The 15774-nt window shown below is 61.6% G+C and carries 15 protein-coding genes and 2 tRNA genes; 11 read left to right on the top strand and 6 right to left on the bottom strand.

The annotated features are described in order from the left end of the window. The first annotated feature begins 51 nt into the window (after positions 1-51). From K9L28_02925 to K9L28_02900, 6 genes are all read left to right on the top strand, one after another. A complete protein-coding gene (locus tag K9L28_02925; protein MCF7935282.1) occupies positions 52-1350 on the top strand; it encodes a TRAP transporter large permease in 1299 nt (432 codons plus the stop codon). A gap of 172 nt (positions 1351-1522) precedes the next feature. Next, positions 1523-2527 (top strand): TRAP transporter substrate-binding protein DctP, encoded by a 1005-nt coding sequence (gene dctP / locus K9L28_02920; GenBank protein MCF7935281.1) that lies wholly within the window; start codon positions 1523-1525, stop codon positions 2525-2527. Between the two features lie 151 nt (positions 2528-2678). After that, positions 2679-4007, top strand: coding sequence for an aspartate aminotransferase family protein (locus K9L28_02915; GenBank protein ID MCF7935280.1), 1329 nt, complete (start codon positions 2679-2681; stop codon positions 4005-4007). 16 nt (positions 4008-4023) lie between these two features. Beyond that, a complete protein-coding gene (locus K9L28_02910; GenBank protein MCF7935279.1) occupies positions 4024-5217 on the top strand; it encodes a YgeY family selenium metabolism-linked hydrolase in 1194 nt (397 codons plus the stop codon). A gap of 50 nt (positions 5218-5267) precedes the next feature. Further along, positions 5268-6272 carry a D-cysteine desulfhydrase family protein gene (locus K9L28_02905; GenBank protein MCF7935278.1) on the top strand — a complete coding sequence of 335 codons (1005 nt, stop codon included), beginning with the start codon at positions 5268-5270 and terminating at the stop codon, positions 6270-6272. A 201-nt stretch (positions 6273-6473) separates the two neighbouring features. Further along, positions 6474-6767, top strand: coding sequence for a hypothetical protein (locus K9L28_02900; GenBank protein ID MCF7935277.1), 294 nt, complete (start codon positions 6474-6476; stop codon positions 6765-6767). A gap of 7 nt (positions 6768-6774) precedes the next feature. On the opposite strand, the gene K9L28_02895 is transcribed toward K9L28_02900, so the two are convergent. Beyond that, positions 6775-7248, bottom strand: coding sequence for a hypothetical protein (locus K9L28_02895; protein ID MCF7935276.1), 474 nt, complete (start codon positions 7246-7248; stop codon positions 6775-6777). A 192-nt stretch (positions 7249-7440) separates the two neighbouring features. Here K9L28_02895 and K9L28_02890 point away from each other — a divergent pair, with 192 nt between their 5' ends. The 4 genes from K9L28_02890 (at position 7441) to K9L28_02875 (ending at position 10234) form a co-directional block, all read left to right on the top strand. Then, positions 7441-7743, top strand: coding sequence for a hypothetical protein (locus tag K9L28_02890; protein MCF7935275.1), 303 nt, complete (start codon positions 7441-7443; stop codon positions 7741-7743). A 24-nt stretch (positions 7744-7767) separates the two neighbouring features. After that, positions 7768-7998 carry a thioredoxin family protein gene (locus K9L28_02885; protein ID MCF7935274.1) on the top strand — a complete coding sequence of 77 codons (231 nt, stop codon included), beginning with the start codon at positions 7768-7770 and terminating at the stop codon, positions 7996-7998. 13 nt (positions 7999-8011) lie between these two features. Then, on the top strand, positions 8012-8707 hold the full coding sequence (locus K9L28_02880) for a cytochrome c biogenesis protein CcdA (protein ID MCF7935273.1): 696 nt from the start codon (positions 8012-8014) through the stop codon (positions 8705-8707). 237 nt (positions 8708-8944) lie between these two features. Beyond that, a complete protein-coding gene (locus K9L28_02875; GenBank protein MCF7935272.1) occupies positions 8945-10234 on the top strand; it encodes a Y-family DNA polymerase in 1290 nt (429 codons plus the stop codon). Here K9L28_02875 and K9L28_02870 read toward each other — a convergent pair. The 5 genes from K9L28_02870 to K9L28_02850 form a co-directional block, all read right to left on the bottom strand. Then, entirely contained in the window at positions 10218-12368 is a 2151-nt protein-coding gene (locus K9L28_02870) for an RNA-binding transcriptional accessory protein (GenBank protein MCF7935271.1), read from the bottom strand. The genes K9L28_02875 and K9L28_02870 overlap by 17 nt on opposite strands. Beyond that, positions 12365-12853, bottom strand: coding sequence for a Cys-tRNA(Pro) deacylase (ybaK, locus tag K9L28_02865; GenBank protein ID MCF7935270.1), 489 nt, complete (start codon positions 12851-12853; stop codon positions 12365-12367). Before ybaK ends, K9L28_02870 begins: the two co-directional genes overlap by 4 nt. A gap of 80 nt (positions 12854-12933) precedes the next feature. Further along, positions 12934-13473 carry a signal peptidase II gene (lspA, locus tag K9L28_02860; protein ID MCF7935269.1) on the bottom strand — a complete coding sequence of 180 codons (540 nt, stop codon included), beginning with the start codon at positions 13471-13473 and terminating at the stop codon, positions 12934-12936. 68 nt (positions 13474-13541) lie between these two features. Continuing rightward, positions 13542-13617, bottom strand: a tRNA-Glu gene (locus K9L28_02855). Between the two features lie 10 nt (positions 13618-13627). Next, positions 13628-13702 (bottom strand) — tRNA-Gln (locus K9L28_02850). A gap of 284 nt (positions 13703-13986) precedes the next feature. On the opposite strand from K9L28_02850, the gene K9L28_02845 reads away from it, so the two are divergent. Then, entirely contained in the window at positions 13987-15726 is a 1740-nt protein-coding gene (locus K9L28_02845) for a ribonuclease J (GenBank protein MCF7935268.1), read from the top strand. The last annotated feature ends 48 nt before the right edge of the window (positions 15727-15774 follow it).

Here is a 15774-nt window from a genome sequence, read left to right as displayed (position 1 = left end):
CCACCTGGATTGCTCGTGGTGGTCCAGCTCTGAGCGAAAGGAAGAGGACCAATGATTATTGCCTTGAACCTGGCCCTCCTGATCGGTTTGATTATTATCGGTCTCCCCGTGCCCTTCTGCTTTATGTCGGCCGCGATCTTCATGGGGATGGCCTACGGCTTCAGCTTTGACTTTCTTCTGCCCGCGGGATTCCATGCTCTGAATTCCCTCACGCTGCTTTCGGTGCCCTTTTTCATCATGGCCGGGGCGCTGATGTCGTCGTCGGGGATCGCCGAACGCCTGATCACCTTCGCGCTGGCCTTCCTCGGGAGGCTCAAGGGCGGCATGGGTGCGGCGACCATCGTGGCCTGCGCCATCTTCGGCGCCATCTCGGGGACCTGCTCCTCTGCGGTGGCCTGTATCGGCAGCATCATGATCCCCCAGCTCAAGGAGCTGGGATACCCCAAGCACTATTCGGTGGCCATGATCAGCTGCGCATCCGTGCTGGGGCAGCTCATTCCGCCCAGCGTTCCCATGATCCTCTACGGTTGGGTGACCCAGCAGTCTGTGGCCGCCTGCTTCCTCGCCACGGTGATCCCCGGTATCATCACCACCATTCTGATGTGTGTGGTCAACTACTTCTACGCCTCCTGGCACCCCGAGATCAAGGTGGAACCGCAGATCTCCTTCCGCGAGAAGATGGGGCGTATCGGCTACGCCACCAAACACGGCATGTGGAGCCTTCTGATGCCGGTGATCATCCTCGGCGGGATCTACGGCGGCATCACCACCCCCACCGAGGCGGCCGCCATTGCCATGGGCTACGCCATGCTGGTGGGCTTTTTCATCCACCGGGAGCTCAACGCCAGGGTGTTGGGCAAAGCGCTGGTCACCTCTTCCACAACCACCGGTGTGGCCGTGCTGATGCTTTTCTTTGTCTCCATCCTCGCCAAGATCTACACGATGCAGCAGATCCCACAGCAGCTGGCCGGTTTTCTGATGAGCATCTCAGATAACAAGTATGTTATCCTTATGTTGGTCAACGTATTTTTGGTCATCATCGGAATGATGATGGACGATTTCAGCGGAACCATGCTGGCCGCACCGCTTCTCCTGCCCCTGATGATCGAGATCGGTGTCCACCCCGTCCATTTCGCCGCCATCATCGGCACCAATCTGGGGCTCGGCAACGTGACCCCTCCCTGCGCGCCGATACTCTACCTCGGCGGACGGATCGGAGGCGTCTCCTTCGACAAGTACGTCAAACCGGCGCTGGCTTTCATGTTGCTCGCGCAGCTGCCGGTTGTTCTGCTGACTACCTATGTTCCCGATCTCGCGATGTTCCTTCCCCGGCTTCTCATGGGATACTAGGCGGTCCGTTTCGGCGGTGCCGGCGGGAAGCGAACTTCCGCGGGTATCGCTACTGCTACAGGGTTCCGGAAGGGAGTGATGCCCGGGCGTGCATATGATTGATGTGGAGTGAAGCGGCGCATGAGTGGTCCATGTGGAGAAGTGGCAAGAGAAGTGGAGAGGAGGTTTTTTCGTGAGAAAGTTTCTCACTCTGTTACTTGTAGCTGTTTTGGTGGTTGCCTTTGCTGGAGTGGCCTCTGCTGCGGAGTATACCTTTAGAGCGGGGCACCCGAATCCTGTGGATACGCCTTATGACAAACTGACACATGAGTTTGCTGACCTTGTGAAGGAAAAGACCGATGGCCGTGTGGAGGTGCAGATCTACCCGAACAACCAGCTGGGTGACTGGACAGAGACCTTCGAGCTGATCATGCGCGGCAACGTCAACATGGGATTCCAGATCGCCAATGCGGCCTACGACTCGAAACTGAACTTCGCCTACTATATGCCCTACGTGGTGAGCAGCCTCGAAGAAGCCCGCGACGCCTACGCTCCCGGCGGCTGGGCCTACGACATCATCAAGGATCTCTGGGCCAAACACGACATCAAGGCGCTCGCGGTGTTCCCCATCGGCATGGCCGGTGTCTCCCTCACAGAGGCGCCCCCCTCTCCCGGCGATCCCGATGTCAAAAAGGGCATGAAGATCCGCGTTATGCCTTTGAAGGCCTGCCAGGCGACCTACCAGCGCCTGGGCTACATCCCCACCCCCATTCCCTACGCAGAGTGCTACAGCGCCATCCAGACGGGGATCGTCGACGGCCAGATGGGCGGACCTCCCTTCCAGGCCTGGCAGTTCCGTGACGTCAACAATGTGTGGATCCAGTACAACGACTACTTTGAGCAGCACTGGATCGTCATGAACATGGAGAAGTGGAACGAACTCGACGAAGAGCTGCAGCAGCAGATCCAGGAAGCAGCCACGGAGATCTCCAACAAGCGTTGGGAGATGGTGAAAACCGAGGATGCCAACTACCGTCAGATCCTTGCCGACGAGTTCGACTGGGAGGTCATCGTGCTGAGCGACGAGCAGCTGAAAGCCTGCGCCACTGCCGTCCGCGAGGACGTATGGCCCCAGTTGGAGGAGATGCTCGGCGAGGAGCTCTTCCAGCGTGTCATGAAGGCTGTCGAGACGAACTAGGGGTCTCTTCGCGTAGATTCCACTGTGAGCCGACAATAGGATCGAAGCAGGACACAAGGCGGGGTGCGTCCACCCCGCCTTGTTGCACCTTTGGGGTGCAGCTTTGCGCGAGGGAGGGAGCAGCGTGCAGGATGATCGGTACCGGAAATGCATGGAACTCGTCGAAGAGGATAAGAGCGTTGTTGCGGCGGCATCGCGGGTGCCCTACTATCCGCTGGCGGTGAAGCGGGGGAGAGGGGCCGAGGTGGAGGACATGGACGGCAATCGCTATATCGATTTCCTCTCCAGCGCCGCCGCCCTGAATACGGGACACTGCCACCCCAGGGTTGTGGAGGCGGTGAAGGAGCAGGCCGAAGAGCTGCTCCTCTATACGGCCGTCTATATGTACCACGAGCCTCTGGTGCGCCTCAGCCGGCGCCTCTGCAGCGTTACCCCCGGCGATTTCCGGAAACGGGTGATCTACGGGCTATCCGGGTCGGATGCCAACGATGGGATGATCAAGCTGGCCCGGTGGTACACTGGCCGGAGCAAGATCATCGCCTTTCAGCGCTCCTACCACGGCACCACCTACGGAGCCATGACGCTCAGTGCGTTGAGTCTCAATATGCGGCGCAGGATGGGGCCGATGCTCCCGGAGGTGTACCACTTTCCTTCGCCCGATCCCTATCGGACGCCGGTCCCCATGTCCGAGGAGGAGGCCGCCCGCTACCATATCGGCCGGCTGGAGGAGGCCTTTGCGAACTATATCCCGCCGGAAGAGGTCGCCGCGGTGATCGTCGAACCGATCCAGGGCGATGCGGGGCTCGTTATTCCTCCGCAGGGGTTTCTGCAACGCCTGCGGGAGCTCTGCGACGAACACGGGATACTGTTCGTTTCCGAAGAGGTCCAGCAGGGCTTTGGGCGCACCGGCCGATGGTTTGGGATCGAGCACTTCGACGTGGTGCCCGACGCCGTGATCCTCGGCAAATCGATCGCCTCCGGCATGCCCTTGAGCGCCATCGTCGCCAGAGCGGAGATCATGGAGCAATGGCAGCCGCCTGCCCACTGCTTCACCTGTGCGGGGCATCCGGTGGGCTGCCGTGCTGCGCTCGCTACGCTGGATGTCATCGAGGAGGAGGGCTTGGTGGAACGGTCCGAACGCCTCGGTGCCCGTGCGATGCAGGAGCTCGGAAACATGCAGGAGGAGTTTGAGCTGATTGGAGATGTCCGGGGCAGAGGGCTCTCCATCGGTGTAGACCTGGTGAAAAACCGGGCCACCAGAGAGCGGAACACCGAAGCGGCGGCCAAGATCTGCTACTGGGCCTGGCAGAACGGGTTGATCCTCTCCTTTTTCAGCGGGTCGGTGCTCCGCATCCAGCCGCCGCTGGTGATCGCCGAACGCGAACTCGATACGGGACTGCGGATCATCCGCAGCGCCATCGAGGCCTATCTGCGGGACGAGATCCCCGATTCCGTTTTGGAGACAGTAAAGGGGTGGTAATCAAGTGGGTTGTATGATGTTGCAGCAGCAACGGGAAACGGAGCTTGTGGAGCTGTGCGGGAAGGCGGTGCGCACGCCGAGCCCTTCAGGGCAGGAGAGTGCGGTGGCCGATATCGTAGCCGCCGCCATGGGGCGTCTCGGTTTCGACAGTGTTGAGCGTGATCGTCTGGGAAATGTAGTGGGGACCATCGATGGCGGGAATCCCGGCGCTACGGTCCTCTTTGAGGGACATATGGACCATGTGGACATCGGCGACAGGGACGCCTGGAGCAGGGAACCCTTCGGCGCCGAGGAGGTGGACGGCCGTATCTACGGGCGCGGCACCAGCGATATGAAAGGCAGTCTGACCGCCATGATCTGCGCAGCGGCCTTTCTCAGGGAAGACCTGGGGAACACCCTGCCGGGGAGGCTCTGTGTGGCCGGCAGCGTGCACGAGGAGTGTTTCGAAGGGGTGGCCTCCCGGGAGATCTCTGCTGCTGTGGAACCGGATTTCGTGGTGATCGGCGAACCCTCGGGGCTCTCTCTCAAGATAGGCCAGCGGGGGCGGGCGGAGGTGGTGCTGGAGACCGCCGGCGTCAATGCCCATTCCTCCAGCCCGGAGAAGGGGATCAACGCGGTGCGGACCATGGCGGCCCTGCTGGTGGAGATGGAACACGGCTACGATGCTCCGGAACACCCCCTTCTGGGAAAGGGGATCCTTGAACCTACCGATATCTGTTCGGCGCCCTACCCCGGAGCCAGTGTGCTGCCCCATCACTGCCGGGTCACCTTCGACAGGAGGCTGCTTCCCGGGGAGAACCGGGAAGCGGTGCTCGCCGACATCCGGGAGATCATCGACAGACTCTCGGCGGAGAGACCTGAACTCAACGCCACGGCGTCCATCGCTGTCGGACGGGACCGCTGCTACACGGGAGCCGCCCTTGAAGCGGAGCGCTTCGCGCCGGCCTGGCAGTTCCACGAGGGCGATCCCGTGGTGACGGCGGCGCTTCAGGGACTGCGTGATCAGGGACAGGAGCCGGCCATCGGGCACTACGCCTTCTGCACCAACGGCAGCCACTATGCAGGAGAGCGAATGATTCCCACTGTAGGGTATGGGCCATCTCCGGAGACCATGGCCCATGTGAAGGATGAGTACATCGAACGGGAGCAGCTGAAACAGGCCTGTTGCGGGTTCTACGGCATAGCACGACGGTTGCTTGCCCTGTCCTAGAACGGCGACGGTGCATCCTGTGACATGCACTCCATAGGAGGTGGAAGACCATGCGGAACAGACTCCCTCTGGAGAATCGTATCCATCTCGGCAGGCTTCCCACGCCGCTCCACGAGTTGACGCGCCTTGGAGCGGAACTGGGAGGGCCGAGGATATTCGCGAAACGGGACGACCTGACCGGAATGGCGATTTCCGGCAACAAGATCCGAAAGCTCGAATACGTCGGCAAACAGGCCCGGGACGGAGGCGCCACGGTGCTGATCACCTGCGGCGGGGTCCAGTCCAACCACTGTCGGGCCACGGCGGCCGCTGCAGCCCTACTGGGGATGAAAAGCCATCTTGTCCTCAATGGCGAGAAACCCTCCGTTCCTGAAGGGAACAACTTTCTCGATTTTCTGTTCGGTGCGGCATGCACCTACGAACCGGATGCCGGCCTGCTCGACATGGAGCAACGGATGGAGAGCGTCGCCGAGGGATACCGCGCCAAGGGCGAGGTCCCCTTTGTGATTCCTCTGGGTGCATCTGACGCCACCGGTGTCCTCGGCTATATCAATGCCATGGAGGAGATGGCTCAACAGTGCGCGCACCAGGGGATCAAGCCGGACTATGTCCTGGCGGCTACCGGTTCGGGAGGAACGCTCGCCGGCATGGCCGCCGGACTGCGCTACAGCGGGCTTGCGGCTGAAGCTGTGGGCATGAGTGTGGCCTTTGCCGCGTCCGCAGTACGAGAGAAGGTGGATGGCCTGGTCGAGGAGGTGACCGCCCAGTGGAAGATTCCGGAGCTGAAGGATGGGCACTACAGCGTCTATGACGGGTATATCGGGGCCGGATACGGGGCGACCACCGACGAACAGCTTGTCTTCATCCGGCGTGTGGCCGAGCTGGAGGGGATCATCGTCGATCCTGTCTATACGGGCAAGGCGCTGTTCGGCTTGCGCGGGGAGATCCGTGCCGGACGCTTCGGTCCCGAAGATACGGTGGTATTCATCCACACCGGCGGTGCCTTTGGCCTCTTCCCCTACCGTCGGCAGCTTGTGGACGCCTGCGGCGGGTAGAGGGAGGTCGTCCTGCACGGCGCTAAAAAAGGAGGGCCGGGAATCATCCCGGCCCTCCGGCGGCAAAGGGATAGGAAGGAGAGGCGGTTACCGAAAAGAGTATACATCAGCCCCGCCGATCTCTCTATCGGGAAAACAGCACAGAAGTCCTCAGTACAATTGCGGAGGACCGGAGAATGCCCTGGAGAGGGGAGTGCGGCTATGCCCGTAGAATTCAGCGAGCGGGAGTTGGATCTGGCCAGAGAGGCTGCCGCAGCATTGGCGCGTTCCATGAACGAACCCGCCGTGGCGGAGCGGTCTCTGGGAAGCCTCTTTACCCATCGCCCCAGCGAGGCGAGCGATGACTACGCAATGGGATTCGTGCACGGCGCCGCATTGATGGCTCTGCTTGCCGGCACGGTGTATGGCGTCGACCTGGACGAGATAGCCGGGGGAAGCCTGCGGAGCGGGCAGGATGGTCTGCTGCAATGGGAGCGTGACGACGCCGGGGAGTGAACACCGCCTACTGGTCCGGACTGATGCTGTCAAAGAGAGGGCTCTGCCCCGCATAGAGCGAACAGGCGAGAGCCGTGGGCTGCATGCCCGGCGCGAGGAGTGTGGCCACCCATTCCTGGTCTGCACTTCCCTCTTCAGCGAGGTTGTCCACAGACATCCGTACCCCGCCGCGCGCGAAGACGTTGCCGTGGACGATGTCTCCTTCTTCCTGCTCCAGATAGGAGAGAAACGCGGCCTTATGGAACCCCTCGCCCTGGGTGTATCCCCAGATGATCCAGGCTCCGGCCAGCGCGCCAAGGCTCTCCCGTTCCTTCTCCCGCAGGGAAGAGGGGGCCCAGGAGAGCCAGCTTTCCACAGGGGATACCGTTGATGTGGGGAGGGAGTCGTAGATGCTCTGTGCCCGTTCGGTCAGCTGCCAGGATGCCGCCGGTGGGGCCAGGACAAGGAGCAGCGAGAGCATCGCTGCAAGAATCCGCACCATACCATCCACCTCCTTGGGGGGCTTCCTCCGGAGGAAGCCGGCTGCTTTCCTCCGGAGGAGAGTCCTTTGTTTTCCCTTGCCCTATATACCCGTAGGGGTACGTATTGACCTCGGAAACACCAGCAAGGTATAATTTCCACTGTATTGTGCCACAAATCGGACGAGAGGTACACAGAACAGGGGGGAACAGCGATGAAGACAAAGGGGAAAGCCCTTGTCCTTGTAGGGGTGGCGCTGCTGGTTGGCGGCGCCCTGGTGCTGAAAAACAGGGACCATCCTGCGGAACAGGCTGACGTCGCCGGAGAGCAGCCCGTGGCGGAGCAGGAGAACGCGCAGGCGTTGCCCACTGCCGCACAGGTCCCGACAGCGTCGGCCGATGCCGGCTCGGGCGAGGTGGCATCGGATGGGACCGCGGTCCCGACTGAAGCAGGGACGGAATCCGCAGCGGCCGACGAAGGGGCCTACAGACTCCTCTATCTGAAAACGGCCACCTGACCGGCCTGCAAGGCTATGGGGCCGGTGGTCTCTGATCTGGATCAGGAATTCAGCGGTGCACTGGAGGTACAGACGGTCGACGTGTGGGAGAATCAGGCAGTGGCCGAGCGGTACAACGTCCGCGTGGTGCCCACCCTGGTTATCCTTGACCCGTCCGGAAAGGCGATCGGGAAACACGAGGGTATGGCGAAACTGGAGGAGCTCCGGGTGGGTCTGAAGAAGCTCGGCGTGGAGCCTCCGGAGAACGAATCCTAAGGGAGCTGGTACGATGGATGCTTTCATTCGCACGATAAGCGTGGCCCTGCAGGAGTCCAGCGGGATCGCCATCGGCGCGGCGCTGTTGTGGGGCGGCATGAGCATCATCCTCAGCCCCTGCAACATTGTGGCGATCCCGCTCATCGTCGGCTACGTGGATAGCCAGAGCGCCGAGAATCCCCGGAAGGCTCTGCTGCTCTCCTCGCTGTTCGGGGTCGGCATACTGGTGAACCTGTTGCTTATCGGGGGATTGATCGCTACGGCGGGGCACTTTCTTTCGGGGATCGGCAGCTATCTCAACTACCTTGTGGCCGCCATCCTTGTTGTTGTCGGGCTGCACCTGCTGGAGGTCATCACCATCCCCTGGTTTGCTCAGCCTGCTGTCGAAACGAAGCGCTCAGGCGCCATGGGCGCTCTGGTCCTCGGGTTGGTTTCGGGGCTGGCGGTGGGTCCCTGTTCCTTCGCCTATGTGGCGCCGGTGATGGTGCTGGTGCTGAAAATCGTGGCCACGCAGCCTGTATTCAGCATGTTGCTGCTGTTCGCCTACGCCGCCGGTGTCGCCCTGGTGATCATCGCCGTGGGGACCTTCGCCGGGTTCGTACAGCGGTTCATGCAGTGGGACGAACGCTCCAGGGGAACGCTGTGGATCAACCGGGTCTGCGGTGTCCTGATCATTCTCGCCGGGGTCTATTTCATCTACGAAGCCTGATCTCCCTCTGCGTCCCTGGATGGCACGTCATATCGGGGCGCAGTCGGCTTTCCTCCATGAGAGCCTTCCGTAATGGCACGGGACTCCTTGTTCCCGTGCCATTACGTATACCTTCTTTTCCCTACATGGACGGATCGTAAGCGCTTCGCACCAAAATGTTACAATTTCTCGAAAAAGTTTACTTATTGACAGCGCGCCCAGCCTACTGTATGTTTACTTCAAGGCGAGGTGATTACATTGCTGATCGCGCTGTGCGATTGCGACAACTTCTATGTCTCCTGCGAGCGGGTGCGCAACGCCGCTCTGCGAGATCGACCGGTGGTGGTGCTTTCCAACAACGACGGCTGCATCGTGGCCCGTTCGCCGAAGGTCAAGGCCCTGGGTGTGGCCATGGGCACCCCATATTTCAAGGTACGCCCCTTTCTGGAACGCCACAATGTGGCTGTCCTCAGCGGGGACCACGCATTCTACAACCGTGTCTCCCGTCAGGTGATGGATGTGCTCCGTCGTTTCTCTCCCCTTATGGAGGTCTACTCCATCGATGAGGCCTTTCTTTCTCTGGACATCCTCGCCAGGAAAGACCCCGCCGGCTATGCCCGCGATATCCGTCGGGCGGTGTGGCGGCAGACAGGGGTTCCCCTTTCGATCGGTGTCGCCGATACCAAGACCCTGGCCAAGGTGGCGGTGCATCACGTCAAGAGGAACCGACTGTCCCAGGGGGTTTTTGTGCTGCCCCGGGATGCCGGGGAGCGGGATGCGATTCTCCGCCAGACCCCCGTTGAAGAGATCTGGGGGGTGGGGAGACGTCTGGCGCGGGGTCTCCGGAAGATCGGGCTCACCACTGCCGAGGCACTGCGGGATTATGAAGAAGCGGCGCTCAAGGGCTATGGGATTCGGGTCGTGCAGATGGCCTACGAACTGCGCGGGATCCCCTGTTACGCGCTCAGAGAGCGGCGGGAGCCGCGGAAGTCCGTCTCTGTGGCCAAGAGTTTCGGAAGGCCGCTCTCCTCGTACGGGGACCTCGCCGAGGCAGCGGCGGCCTATGTGGCTGACGCCGCCGAACGGATGCGACGGGATGGCATGATGGCCACCTGTGTGCAGGTGGCCATCATGACGAACCGGTTCGACAGGGAGGCACCCCAGTACGCTCAGGGCATCGATGTGAGGCTCGCCGAACCGACGGAGTATACGCCCACGCTGGTGAAGGCGGCGCTGCGGGGGATAGAGGAGATCTACCGCAGCGGATACAGCTTCAAGAAGGTTTCGGTGGTCCTCGCTCCTCTGGTTCCGCGGCAGGCCGTACAGCCCAGACTCTTCGCCGTGGCCGACCGGAGCAGGCAGCGCCGATTGATGCGCGTCGTGGACAGCATCAACGCCTCCGGTGAAGAACTGATCTGGCTGGCGGGGTCGGGTGAGCCCGGACGCCGGAGCTGGGCCATGCGTCGGGACCACCCCGGTGGTGCGGAACGGGTCAACACGGAGCGGAGCGCCGAAAGCGCCTCGGAGCGGATCATCCCTCTCGGTTGAGTCCCTTTTTGGAGAAGGAGATCCGTTTGCGTTCGGTATCGATATCCAGCACGAGCACGTGGATCCGGTCGCCGGGGCTCACAACCTCCGAAGGGTGGGGCACAAAGCGGTCGGCCAGTTCGCTGATGTGGATGAGCCCGTCGTTGTGGACGCCGACATCGACAAAGGCCCCGAAGGAGGTGACGTTGGTGACAATGCCGGGCAGCACCATCCCCGGAGCGAGATCGTCGATGGAGCGGACGCGCGGGTCGAACGCGAAGGCGGCGAAGGGGCTTCGGGGGTCTCTTCCGGGCCGTGCCAGTTCTTCAAGGATATCCTGCAGTGTCGGAAGACCGACATCGGCGGTGATATACCGGTTCGGGTCGATCTGCTGCTGGAGTGCCCGGCTGTCGAGAAGCTCTCTGACGGTGCATCCCAGATCGGCGGCCATGGCTTCTACAATGGGGTAGTTTTCGGGGTGTACGGCCCCGGCGTCCAGCGGGTTGTCGCCGCCGGGGATGCGGATGAAGCCGGCGCACTGTTCGAAGGCCTTGGGGCCGATGCCCGGGACGGCTTTGAGCGCCTGCCGGGAGGCGAAGAGCCCCTTTTCGGCGCGGAAGCGGACGATGGCCTCGGCCTTCTTTCCGCTGAGTCCCGATACGCGGGCGAGGAGCTCCGGGCTGGCGGTGTTGACGGCCACCCCCACTGCGTTGACGCAGAGCTCCACCGTGTCGTCCAGGGCGGATCGGAGCGCCTTCTGGTCCACATCGTGCTGGTACTGTCCCACCCCGATGGATTTGGGGTCGATCTTCACAAGTTCGGCGAGCGGGTCCATGAGGCGCCGCCCGATGGAAACGGCGCCCCGGACGGTGGCGTCCTGATCGGGGAACTCCCTCCGGGCGGCTTCGGAGGTGGAGTAGACCGAGGCCCCGCTTTCATTGACCAGGCTGACCACCACACCCTCCGGAAGGGAGACACTGTTCCGGAAAAACTGTTCTGTTTCCCGCCCGCCGGTGCCGTTTCCAATGGCGATGGCTTCGGGACGGTAGTGTCCAGCCAGTTCGCCGAAACGTGCGGCGGCTTCCCTGGCCTGGCTGTCTCCATTCAGGGGGTAGAGAACCTCCTGGTGGAGCAGCCCCCCCTGTTCGTCGAGGCAGACCACCTTGCATCCCGTCCGCAGGCCGGGATCCACGGCGAGGACGCGGCGATTGCCGAAAGGAGGGGCCATGAGCAGCTTCTTCAGGTTGGCGGAGAAGACGTCGATGGCCTCGATGTCGGCCTCCGTTTTCAGCTGTCGGCGCATCTCCTTTTCCATCGCCGGGGCCAGGAGGCGCTTGAAGGCATTCCGCGACGCCGACTGGATCTCCTCCGAGTCGGGGCCGAGGCCGGTGACGATATCGTGTTCGATCAGCTGGAGCGCCTCCGCTTCGGGAACCCCGATCTTCACCGTCAGAACACCCTGGGACTCTCCACGGAAGAGCGCAAGTACCCTGTGCGAGGGGATGCGGGTGATGCCCTCGCCCCATTCGAAATAGTCCCGGAAGGTCTGTGCCTCCCGGTCGTTCTTTTTGGCGGCCTTGACCTTCGAGGTGACGATCCCCTTGCTCCCATAGAGCGACCGCAGCCTCTCCCGTATCCCCCGATCTTCGCTGATCCATTCGGTGATGATGTCGCAGGCGCCGTCCAGAGCGGCATCCTCATCGTCGATCCCGGCTTCGCTGTCGACAAAGGTTTTGGCTTTCTCCACGGGGTCGTGTCCGCTCTGTTCCCACAGCAGGAGGGCCAGAGGCTCCAGCCCCCGTTCCCTGGCCCGGGCGGCTCTGGTCGTCCGCTTTGGTCGGTAGGGAAGATAGATGTCCTCCAGAACCTGCAGTGTGCCGGCCCCGGCGATGGCCCGCTCCAGTTCGTCGCTCAAAAGCTCCCGTTCCCGCAACGACCGGAGAATACGCTCCTTCCGTTCGTCCAGGGCGGCCAGAGCGTCGTTCCTGTCCCGTATCCTGGTGATATCCACCTCGTCAAGGCTCCCGGTGGCCTCCTTCCGGTACCGGGTGATAAAGGGGATGGTGCAGCCCTCGTCCATGAGCCGGAGGACGGCTTCCACCTGCCAGTGTTCCAGCAGCAGTTCCTCGGCGATGGTCCGGTGGCGGGCGGTCATTGTGCTGCTCCAGCGGACTTGCAGATATCCCCGGTGATCGCACCGAGCAGGTCGACCAGAGCCTGCGGGGCCAGGACGATCTGGAGTCCCCGCCTGCCGGCGCTGACACAGATGGTCTCGTGCTGCAGGAGGGAGGCCTCCAGGTAGACAGGGAAGACCCGTTTGCATCCGATCGGCGAGACGCCGCCGCGGATATACCCCGTCACCTGCTCCACCTCCCGGAGGGGCAGCATCTCCACCTTCTTGTGTCCGCTCAAGGCGGCCAGCTTCTTCCGGTCCAGCTCGGCATGGCCCGGCAGACCGGCAAGCAGCACCGTTTCCCTGTCGGCTCTGGTGGCGAGGGTTTTGCAGGCCCGTTCGATGGGTATGCCGATCTGCGCGGCCACATAATCGGCGCCGACATTGTCGGGGTCTACCTCATAGCTTCGCAATGTGAAAGGGATGCCCTGTTTTTCCAGAAAGCGAAGAGCGTTCGTTTTTTTCATATTTTTGATCACCTCTCGGCGGCAACAGTACACAGCGCCTGCATTGGGTGGATTAAGGATAGCATATCCGCGCAATGCCGTTACATGTCCGATTGGTGCCTTTTTCTCTCCGAATTGGTATCATTCCACGTTTTTGGGGAGGGCAGAACAAAGGGGAGGACGAGAGCCAGGGATCCCGCAATGATCCAGAGATCGGCGAGGTTGAAGTAGAGGAAGCCGCTCCAGGGGATGTTGAGAGCGATAAAATCCACCACATACCCCCGGAAGAGCCTGTCGGCCATGTTCCCCAGCGCCCCTCCCCAGAGCAGCAGGAGCCCGGAGGGGAGCCGGCCTGTGCGGGTCCGGATCAGATAGGTGACGAGCAGGAGGGGGATTGCGGTCGCCGCGGCGAGGAACAGGGGGCTGTCGGGGTTGTGAAAGAGGGAGAAGGCGGCGCCGCTGTTGTGGTGCAGCGCAAACACCAGAGCGTTCCCGGACGCCGGGTAGGACGACGAGGCCAGCAGCCTGCTTGCCAGCAGTTTGCTCGCCTGATCCGCCAACAGCGGCAGGAGCAGCAGCGCTCTCTGGTAGCGGGACAGATGTGGCGGTGCTTCCGGGTTCGAAACAGGGAAGAGGGGCATCGGCTCCATCCCTTCGCGATTGTTCGAAGATAGGAAAAGCGGCGGCTCGCAAGCCGCCGCTCGAAACCTGGCAGTCCCTAGGGGATTCGAACCCCTGTTAACGGGCTGAGAACCCGCCGTCCTAGACCACTAGACGAAGGGACCACTCAAAATCTGGCTGGGGTACGTGGACTCGAACCACGACTACCTGATCCAGAGTCAGGCGTCCTGCCAATTAGACCATACCCCAGTGCCGTTCATCTTTTTTCTTGCCCCTAGAGCGCGAAATATACTATCATGCCTTTGCGGAGTGTGCAACCCATGGAGAGAAAAAAGTTGGTACCGGGCATCTCTCCCCGAATTTTGTAAAGGAGAGTGCCCGCCTTCCTTGACCCGCGGTTTCCCGGACAGTACTATGAATCTGTTCTGTCAAGGGGCGCCTTCGGGGCTGCCCCTTGAGTCGTTGTGTCGTTGGCGGGATGATACGCTGTCTCGGATGCGAAAAACGAATCACACATAGATACTGGAGGTTCCATGAAGAAGCAGAGCGAACAGAATACACAGACTGGATCGAAGAGCAAGAAGAGCCGTCGTTCGTCGCGGAGCAAGCAGCAGGAGGAGCTGCGCTTCATTCCGCTGGGAGGAGTCGGGGAGATCGGGAAGAATATGTACCTCCTCGAATACGGGGAGGACATCATGATCATTGATTCGGGATTGATGTTCCCCGACGAGGACATGCTGGGGATCGACTACGTGATCCCCGATATCACCTACCTGGAGAAAAACAAACATCGGATCAGGGGGCTTGTGCTGACCCATGGCCACGAAGACCATATCGGTGCATTGCCCTTTGTGCTTCCCAAGATCGACTGTCCCATCTACGGTACCAAGCTCACCCTGGGACTGGTGCGCAGCAAGTTCGAGGAGGCCATTCCCCGATACAAAGCAGAAATGCACGAGATCAGCGCCAACGATACCATCCAGCTCGGCGTCTTCGGTATCCGGTTCATCTCGGTGTGCCACTCTATTCCCGACGGTGTGGGGCTGGCGATCGATACGCCTCTCGGCAAGGTGGTCCATACGGGGGATTTCAAGCTTGATCCCACGCCCATCGACGGCCGCATCACCGACTACAGCACCTTCGCGGAGCTGGGCAACGAGGGTGTCATGCTGATGCTCTCCGATTCCACCAATGTGGAACGGAGCGGATTCACCCCTTCGGAGCGTGTGGTGGGACGGACACTGGAGCGGATTTTCCGGCTGCACCGGTCCAGGCGGATCATCATGGCCTCCTTCGCCAGCAATCTGCATCGGGTCCAGCAGGTCTTCGACACCGCGGCCCAGTTCAACAGAAAGGTGGCCCTGATGGGGCGCAGCATGATCAGAAACGTGGAGCTCGCCCGGGAGCTGGGCTATCTCAACGTGGACGACAGCATGTTTCTCCCTATGCACGAGGCCAACAACCACCCTCCCAACAGAACGGCGGTCCTGACCACCGGCAGCCAGGGAGAACCCTTCTCGGGGCTGGTGTTGATGAGCAAGGGGGAGCACCGCCATCTCAACGTCGGATCCAAGGATCTGGTTGTGGTGAACGCTACCCCCATCCCGGGCAACGAAAAGCTGGTCAGCCGGACGATCAACAGGCTCTTCGCCTGTGGCTGCGAGGTGATCTACGAGGAGAACAAGGAGATCCATGTCTCCGGCCACGCCGCCCGGGAGGAGCTGAAAATGATGCTCAGCATGGTTCGTCCCGATTTCTTCGTGCCGATCCACGGCGAGTACCGTCATCAGGTGCGGCACGCACAGCTGGCCGAAGAGGTGGGGGTGTCTGCGAAACACGCCTTTGTCATGCGGGCCGGCGATGTGTTGCGGATCACCGGAAAACGCGCCGGTGTCAAGCAGACGGTGCCCGCAGGCGCTATCCTGGTGGACGGGAAGGCGTTGGGCGAGATGGAAGACAGTCTCCTCAAAGAGCGGCGGGATCTCTCCGAAGACGGGGTCATTGTGGTTTCCATTGCTGTGGACAGACAGTTGCGACTCAAGAGCACACCGCGGTTCGAAAGCCGCGGATATGTCCACAAGGGGGATGCCAGGGAGCTCTACGAGATGCTCGAGGAGTCCGTGACCCGGGAGGTCGGCCGGGTGGCCGAACGAAAGGATCGCTCCCCCGAGCTGCTCGCCGAGGAGGTGCGGGGAAGACTGCGCTCCCTGTTGCGCAAGAACGCGCGTTCCAATCCGCTCGTGATGCCTATGATTTCCGTGGTGAAGGAGTAGCATCGACACTGTTCGTACGCAAGCACAAATCCAGCACAGACGTTATGG

This window comes from Synergistales bacterium (assembly GCA_021736445.1).
Taxonomy (GTDB): Bacteria; Synergistota; Synergistia; order Synergistales; family Aminiphilaceae; genus JAIPGA01.
This window is presented reverse-complemented; position numbering and strand designations above follow the sequence as displayed.

Bases quoted from the DNA above. Each gene is read 5' to 3' on its own strand.
- K9L28_02925 (MCF7935282.1), top strand. From the start codon at position 52: ATGATTATTGCCTTGAACCTGGCCCTCCTGATCGGTTTGATTATTATC.
- K9L28_02900 (MCF7935277.1), top strand. From the start codon at position 6,474: ATGCCCGTAGAATTCAGCGAGCGGGAGTTGGATCTGGCCAGAGAGGCT.
- K9L28_02845 (MCF7935268.1), top strand. From the start codon at position 13,987: ATGAAGAAGCAGAGCGAACAGAATACACAGACTGGATCGAAGAGCAAG.
- K9L28_02890 (MCF7935275.1), top strand. From the start codon at position 7,441: ATGAAGACAAAGGGGAAAGCCCTTGTCCTTGTAGGGGTGGCGCTGCTG.
- lspA (MCF7935269.1), bottom strand. From the start codon at position 13,473: ATGCCCCTCTTCCCTGTTTCGAACCCGGAAGCACCGCCACATCTGTCC.
- ybaK (MCF7935270.1), bottom strand. From the start codon at position 12,853: ATGAAAAAAACGAACGCTCTTCGCTTTCTGGAAAAACAGGGCATCCCT.
- K9L28_02895 (MCF7935276.1), bottom strand. From the start codon at position 7,248: ATGGTGCGGATTCTTGCAGCGATGCTCTCGCTGCTCCTTGTCCTGGCC.
- K9L28_02870 (MCF7935271.1), bottom strand. From the start codon at position 12,368: ATGACCGCCCGCCACCGGACCATCGCCGAGGAACTGCTGCTGGAACAC.
- K9L28_02880 (MCF7935273.1), top strand. From the start codon at position 8,012: ATGGATGCTTTCATTCGCACGATAAGCGTGGCCCTGCAGGAGTCCAGC.
- K9L28_02910 (MCF7935279.1), top strand. From the start codon at position 4,024: ATGTTGCAGCAGCAACGGGAAACGGAGCTTGTGGAGCTGTGCGGGAAG.
- K9L28_02905 (MCF7935278.1), top strand. From the start codon at position 5,268: ATGCGGAACAGACTCCCTCTGGAGAATCGTATCCATCTCGGCAGGCTT.
- K9L28_02915 (MCF7935280.1), top strand. From the start codon at position 2,679: ATGGAACTCGTCGAAGAGGATAAGAGCGTTGTTGCGGCGGCATCGCGG.